Source organism: Flagellimonas onchidii (genome assembly GCF_004804315.1).
Lineage (GTDB): Bacteria > Bacteroidota > Bacteroidia > Flavobacteriales > Flavobacteriaceae > Flagellimonas > Flagellimonas onchidii.
The window spans coordinates 58,685-65,141 of sequence record NZ_SRXX01000019.1; the positions used below are offsets into that span (position 1 = coordinate 58,685).

The 6,457-nt window shown below is 43.0% G+C and carries 8 protein-coding genes and 1 pseudogene; 7 read left to right on the forward strand and 2 right to left on the reverse strand.

What is annotated here, in order from left to right:
• Together E4661_RS19320 and E4661_RS16535 are read left to right on the forward strand one after the other, a co-directional pair.
• A partial coding sequence (locus E4661_RS19320; protein ID WP_205728975.1) for a gliding motility-associated C-terminal domain-containing protein occupies positions 1-428 on the forward strand: 428 nt, incomplete at its 5' end.
• Between the two features lie 14 nt (positions 429-442).
• On the forward strand, positions 443-1,330 hold the full coding sequence (locus E4661_RS16535) for a PorP/SprF family type IX secretion system membrane protein (protein WP_136468571.1): 888 nt from the start codon (positions 443-445) through the stop codon (positions 1,328-1,330).
• Here the strand turns inward: E4661_RS16535 and E4661_RS19135 are convergent.
• The gene (locus E4661_RS19135; RefSeq protein WP_168796397.1) at positions 1,327-1,629 is read right to left on the reverse strand and encodes a hypothetical protein; all 303 of its coding nucleotides are present in this window, start codon (positions 1,627-1,629) and stop codon (positions 1,327-1,329) included. The genes E4661_RS16535 and E4661_RS19135 overlap by 4 nt on opposite strands.
• Positions 1,577-1,807, reverse strand: a complete 231-nt coding sequence (locus E4661_RS19680) for a transposase (protein WP_136468572.1) — start codon at positions 1,805-1,807, stop codon at positions 1,577-1,579. Before E4661_RS19680 ends, E4661_RS19135 begins: the two co-directional genes overlap by 53 nt.
• Before the next feature lie 93 nt (positions 1,808-1,900).
• Here E4661_RS19680 and E4661_RS19685 point away from each other — a divergent pair, with 93 nt between their 5' ends.
• The 5 genes and pseudogenes from E4661_RS19685 to E4661_RS16560 form a co-directional block, all read left to right on the forward strand.
• Positions 1,901-2,173 carry a helix-turn-helix domain-containing protein gene (locus E4661_RS19685; protein WP_168796398.1) on the forward strand — a complete coding sequence of 91 codons (273 nt, stop codon included), beginning with the start codon at positions 1,901-1,903 and terminating at the stop codon, positions 2,171-2,173.
• The gene (locus E4661_RS16545; RefSeq protein WP_168796399.1) at positions 2,127-2,612 is read left to right on the forward strand and encodes a DDE-type integrase/transposase/recombinase; all 486 of its coding nucleotides are present in this window, start codon (positions 2,127-2,129) and stop codon (positions 2,610-2,612) included. The genes E4661_RS19685 and E4661_RS16545 overlap by 47 nt, the downstream gene beginning before the upstream one ends.
• 315 nt (positions 2,613-2,927) lie before the next feature.
• Complete coding sequence (locus E4661_RS16550) at positions 2,928-4,163, forward strand: gliding motility-associated C-terminal domain-containing protein (RefSeq protein ID WP_168796400.1); 1,236 nt, start codon at positions 2,928-2,930, stop codon at positions 4,161-4,163.
• Positions 4,164-4,173: 10 nt separating this feature from the next.
• Positions 4,174-5,130: a PorP/SprF family type IX secretion system membrane protein gene (locus tag E4661_RS16555; RefSeq protein ID WP_136468575.1), complete on the forward strand. Its 957-nt coding sequence runs from the start codon at positions 4,174-4,176 to the stop codon at positions 5,128-5,130.
• 87 nt (positions 5,131-5,217) lie between these two features.
• A pseudogene (locus E4661_RS16560) lies at positions 5,218-6,457 on the forward strand (hypothetical protein); the annotation flags it as partial.

A 6,457-nucleotide genomic window follows, 5' to 3' on the forward strand; every position in this document is an offset into this window, starting at 1 on the left:
GAACGGGCGACAATGCGGATGCCGATGATGACAACGATGGTACCGATGATGGTGCCGATGCCTTTCCTTTGGACCCGTCCGAGGACACGGACACCGACGGGGATGGAACGGGCGACAATGCCGATGTCGATGATGACGGGACCCTTGACGGTAAGGGGCCATTGGTTTCACCAGCAGAGGCATTCACCCCTAATGGAGATGGGATAAATGATACATGGGTCGTACCAGGGATAGACAATTATCCCGACAACACAGTAAAAGTATTCAATAGATGGGGACAAATCGTATTCGAGGTACGCAATTATGGGAATGATTGGGAAGGAAGCTACAATGGCAATAAAAAACTGCCTATAGGGTCTTACCTGTATGTCATTGACCTGGGAGAGGGGTCAAAGCCAATACAGGGTTGGATCTATATGAAGTATTAAATAAGCAAGGTATAATGAGAAATTCAACAATGTTTTTTTGGACGGCATTCTGTTTATGCATCCATTTTGCAACGGCACAGCAAAACCCGGACTATACCCTTTACAAGTACCACATGAACTTGGTCAACCCAGCATATGCAGGAGCAGGTGGGACTGCCCAGCTTGCGCTCGGGCTACGGAGTCAATGGGCGGGGATACAGGGTGCTCCAGAGAGCCGGAGCGCCCTTTTTTCGATGCCCGTTGGGGCAAATTTGGGTTTGGGCCTGTCTATTCTCAGTGACCAGGTATTCATTGAGAAACAAACATGGGTGGCTCTCGATTTTTCATACAAATTAAACCTGGATGACCGTCATGTACTCTACTTGGGGCTAAAAGCGGGCGGAAATTCCTACAGTGCCAATACGACCAGACTTGTCACTTACGATATGGAACAGGACAGGGGTTTAATGGGGATCAGGGATGGGCTCACGCATGTTAATTTTGGTGTCGGGGCCTATTTAAAGCATAGTGACTACTTCATTTCATTGTCATCACCAAAGCTGTTGACCTTTGATTACCCTTTGGAAAAGGGAGATAACAATGTTTACAATGGGGTCTTTGACAAGATGAATGTTTACCTAGCAGGAGGTTATGATTTTAAATTAGGGGAAAACCTAAAGTTTCAGGTGAGCAGCTTATTGCGGTACACGGGAACATCGCCATTGTCCTTGAACGTTACCTCAATTTTTGATTTTGGCCTCCGGTTTAAGTTGGGGACATCCTATCGAATCAATGAAGCTTTGGGCGGAATATTCATGTTTGATGTTAGCTCTGGATTTGGGATTGGTTATGTCCATGAGGTTCCGGTCAACAATGTGGAGAATAATGGGTCCCATGAGCTGTTTATGAGATTTTCCATTTAATGGCGCGATATCAAAAAACGAAAGGGCACAACCTGCTTTTGCCAGGCCGAAGGTATATCACGCAACGACCGTAAAGGGAATTGAGGGATTTCAATGATAAAACCAAGGGAAAATGATAAAAAGATCAAGCGACTTTTTTTCACGTATGGTTCCTGTCGTTTTACTACGGCACAGACCCTATGGACAAGCTTGTTCCTTACATTGTTGACCACCAACATCTTGTTCTTTCCCTCTTCGACCTTTCTTTCAAAATAGGCTTTCATATCGGGGTCGTGGATTATGGCGGAGAGGGCGCTCATATGAAGGTGTTTTTTTAAGAGTCCTGTTGGCCATGGGATGTATCCTGGACTTACGGAACATGGAAAAGCCGGAGGTGAATTCAAAGGACACCACGCCATAGTAACAGACGAGCTGTCTCGGGTTGTCGTAGGGGGTAAAGAAGTTGGTGAAAATGGTAAAGTGCAATGCGGTGACCATACCGATACAAAGGAGACAGTTGCTGAGTTGCTGTTGGACAATCGTCTACTTAAAAAAAAGTACAACTGGCTTAGAGTAAGACACAGGAGGTATATGCGATTTACTCAAGCAGAAAAATACGAGATTATACGACTTGTGGAAACTTCCGAGATTGGTGTCAACCGCACCCTTAAAGAAATTGGGCTTCACAAGAGCACCTTCCATAACTGGTACACCAAGTATAGGGAAGAAGGTATGGATGGACTGGCACCCAAACCAATGGCTCGCAACACCCTATTGGAACCGTATCCCGAACGAGGTACGTGTAGAGATGGTCGATATGGCATTGGATTACCCAGAGGAATCACCAAGGGGAATCGCCTGTAAGATGGTGGATGAAAAACAGTACTACATATCAGAAAGCTCAGTTTACCGTATCCTGAAGTCAAATGGATTGATTACTACACCGGTGTTTGATGTTATAGCTGCTTCCAATGAGCTTAAGGACAAAACCACTGAGATTCATCAGATGTGGCAGACGGACTTCACCTACCTTAAGGTACAAGGATGGGGATGGTGCTACTTATCGACCATATTGGACGATTATAGCCGTTATATTATCCACTGGGAACTATGTTCGACCATGCACACCAAAGATGTAACAAAAACCATTGATAAGGCCTTGGAAAAAGCTGGGGTATCCAATGATCACAGACCAATGCTCTTGTCGGACAATGGCCCATGTTACATCAGCAATGAACTCAAGCAATACATCCATAACAAGGATATGGAGCACATTAGGGGACGTCCCTTACACTTTTCTTGAGCAGTAATATGTGCTCGTCAACTTTTTTGCTGATTCCTATATACTAGGTGGAGAAGCTCATCGAATATCCTAAGGAGCTGCTTTATTTTTCTTACCTCGATGGGAAGTTGGAGTTTTGCTAAACAAATATTTGAAGGAGCTAAGATGTTGTGATATGTCATTTACAAAATCCAGGAATATTTCTATGTCATTGCTTACGTTGTAAAAAAAAATAGGGTATGCCCCCACTTATTACATTATACCTCCCGTTTTTTCTATGGGATAATGGTATTGGCTTCCCATTGATGGATTTTCGCAATCTAAAATTTCATGGGGATGTATAGATGTTTACAATTTATTTTATTCGTTCTATTACTAAAAGGGATGTTCGTAAATGGACAGGTGGTCAATAAGGGTGAAATATATATTGCGGTCAATGCACAAGTATCTGTTGTAAACGATTTGATTAATGCTTCTCATGGGCATTTAATTAATGATGGGACTTTAAGTCTGTTTGGCGATATAGAAAATAATGGAGAGTTTGATTTTGTTAAAGGCGGGTTGGTAGCGTTTGTCGGTGAAAATTCACAAAACATTTACGGTAAGGGAACAAAAATGTTTTTAAATAATGTGCTGCTAAATAAGGAAAAAGAGAATGCAAGATTTAAGGTGAAAGCGGCTATTAACATATTGGGCAAGGTTTATTTTGAAAAAGGGTACATGGAGATGTATGCCAATAATGATGAAGAGTTTTTGGATTTTTTTGATAATGCTACTCATGTGAACGGGTCAGATAAAAGTCATGTGATTGGTTTTGTAGATTGGCATGGAACGGATGAATTTGTTTTTCCAGTTGGAAATGGGAAACAGTATCGCCCTATTGCCATATCTGGATTAAATGGGAAGTTGAATGGATTTAGATGCTCTTATATAGTAAATAAAGGTAATGGGTTTGGTGTTCCCGATGAAACCGTAATTTCTGAGATTGATTTTATAGACAATGTTGAATATTGGGAGGTTAAAAGATTGTCAGGAAATAATAACGATAAGTTTTCAGTGACATTGAAATGGGATGTAAGTACAACACCAAAAGAAATTTTAGACTCTCCTGATAATGTTCACGTAGTAAGATGGGATGAAAACAAAAAAAAATGGATTGATGAAGGAGGAATGAGAAATGGTTTGGAAGATTCGGTGACAGCCATCGTTTCAAATGATGGACTATTTACATTGGCATTGGTGAATGAGAATAATAGGCTAGAGGTGTATAATGCTATCTCGATGAACGGTAATGATTTGAATCATGGTTTAGTTATTGAAAACTTGAAAAATTTTTCGCAGAACCGGGTAAGGGTTTATAACAGATGGGGGCAACTAGTATTCAATATGAGGAACTATAATAACATGGATAGGATTTTTAATGGATATGCAAATACTGGAATTATTGTAAGAAAAAATGACAAGCTCCCTTCGGGAACCTATTATTATACAATTGAATATATCGATGATGATGAATTAAAAGGAGTTAAAATTAAGAAGAAGGTAGGATATCTCTATCTCTTAGCAGACTGAAGAAAAAATTATGAAAGACGTGTTTATGATGAATAGTTATAAGAACTACATGTTTATGGTTTTGATGCCATGCTTTTTTATGGTCTTTGAAGTGAGCGGGCAGCAAGAGATGGCCTCCTCCCGATATATGGTCAATGCAGAAATTATTAACCCAGCTTACACTGGAATAAGTGGTGATTTGGCCATAAAAACATTCGGCCGTAATCAATGGTTGGGGGTAGAAGGAGCTCCAAGAACCATATGGGCTTCGATTAGTTCGCCTTTGAACCCTCTTAGGAGAGGGAATTTGGCTTCATTTGGTCTTTCGTTTGGTGCCGAAAGTATTGGTCCATCAAATAAGATGCAGATTTCTGGCGACTACTCCTATACTATTTCGTTTAGGTCAGATTTGAAAGTTCGCCTTGGTTTAAAGGCTGGAGTGGATATTTTAAATACTGACTTTACCAAACTTAGGGTTAGGGATATAGAGAATGATTTGTTTACGCAAAATATTGAAAATGATTTAAGTCCATTTTTTGGAGTTGGTGGGATGGTGCATACTGATGACTGGTACTTAGGTTTGTCTACACCCAATATTTTAAAAATAAATCTTTATAGTGGTAATGAAACGGTATTGTTGAGAAATAAATCTCATCATTATTTAATGGGAGGATATGTTTTGCAAATAGACCGCGATGGGATATATGAAGTCATGCCAGCTTTTTTGTTGGGTGCCGTTTCTGGAGCGCCAATTCGAACGAATTTATCAGTTAGCCTGCGATACCGAAATAGACTGGTATTGGGTTATTCCTGTAATATTGATGGTTTGATGAGTGGAAGGGTGTCATTTGCTCTAACTGATAAGATGGAGTTGGGTTACGCATATGATTGGTTATATGGAGATAACAGTTTTAGAGCATACAGTTCAGGAAGTCATGAGTTTTTTATGCGTTTTGAATTTGGTCTTATAAATTCAAAGTTTTTTTGATAAAACTTGTATTCAGACGTGGTATTGAATTATAAGGTTTACATGTGTTGACGTTTAAAATATGAAAATTTATATAATGTTTTTTTGATGAGAAAGTTTAATTTACGACATGGCTTAGTGGTCATTGTTTTGATAGGTAGTTTGATGACTGTAAGTGGACAAGTGGCGATAGGAACATTGTTGCCTCATGAGCAGGCAATTTTGGATTTGTCTTCGACAGACAAAGGATTATTATTGCCAAGAATGACTTCAGATCAACGAAAGGATATTGTACCTAAGGTCGGTGCGGAAGGTTTATTGGTGTACGATACTGAAACTAAATCTGTTTGGTATCATGATGGAGATAATTGGAAAGAATATGGTTTAACAGAGACGGTAACCACCTTGACGGATAACCTTGACGGCACGTACACCTATGCGAGTGAAAACGGGACGCCGACAAGGTTTGTTGGCACCGACGACCAGGGCATCGAGGGTCTTGTGGTTGACACCGGCACCAACGTTCTGACGGTCGGTATCGAGAACGGCGCGTCCCGGACGGTCGATCTTTCCCATTTGGACGACAGCGGCACTGATGACCAGACCGCGGGCGAGGTCGGGTACGACAACGGCACGTCGGGCCTTGCATCGGCGGACGTCCAGGGCGCGATCGACGAGCTTGCATCGGGCAGCACCGACGACCAGGGCATCGAGGGTCTTGTGGTTGACACCGGCACCAACGTTCTGACGGTCGGTATCGAGAACGGCGCGTCCCGGACGGTCGATCTTTCCCATTTGGACGACAGCGGCACTGATGACCAGACCGCGGGCGAGGTCGGGTACGACAACGGCACGTCGGGCCTTGCATCGGCGGACGTCCAGGGCGCGATCGACGAGCTTGCATCGGGCAGCACCGACGACCAGGGCATCGAGGGTCTTGTGGTTGACACCGGCACCAACGTTCTGACGGTCGGTATCGAGAACGGCGCGTCCCGGACGGTCGATCTTTCCCATTTGGACGACAGCGGCACTGATGACCAGTCTGTTGATGACCTTTTCCTTTTTGGGGGTGAGCTTAACATCTCACTGGAAGGCGATGGTGTGGATCCATCAAGGGTCGACCTGATAAGCAATAATGCGAACAATGACATTTCCGCGGGTACGGACGGCGGACTCTATCTGAACGTTGCCTCGGTGAGCATTTCGGAGACGGTAACCACCTTGACGGATAACCTTGACGGCACGTACACCTATGCGAGTGAAAACGGGACGCCGACAAGGTTTGTTGGCACCGACGACCAGGGCATCGAGGGTCTTGTGGTTGACACCGGCACCAACGTTCTGACGG

Bases quoted from the DNA above. Each gene is read 5' to 3' on its own strand.
- E4661_RS16535 (WP_136468571.1), top strand. From the start codon at position 443: ATGAGAAATTCAACAATGTTTTTTTGGACGGCATTCTGTTTATGCATC.
- E4661_RS19135 (WP_168796397.1), bottom strand. From the start codon at position 1,629: ATGAGCGCCCTCTCCGCCATAATCCACGACCCCGATATGAAAGCCTAT.
- E4661_RS19680 (WP_136468572.1), bottom strand. From the start codon at position 1,807: ATGGTCACCGCATTGCACTTTACCATTTTCACCAACTTCTTTACCCCC.
- E4661_RS19685 (WP_168796398.1), top strand. From the start codon at position 1,901: ATGCGATTTACTCAAGCAGAAAAATACGAGATTATACGACTTGTGGAA.
- E4661_RS16545 (WP_168796399.1), top strand. From the start codon at position 2,127: ATGGCATTGGATTACCCAGAGGAATCACCAAGGGGAATCGCCTGTAAG.
- E4661_RS16550 (WP_168796400.1), top strand. From the start codon at position 2,928: ATGTATAGATGTTTACAATTTATTTTATTCGTTCTATTACTAAAAGGG.
- E4661_RS16555 (WP_136468575.1), top strand. From the start codon at position 4,174: ATGAAAGACGTGTTTATGATGAATAGTTATAAGAACTACATGTTTATG.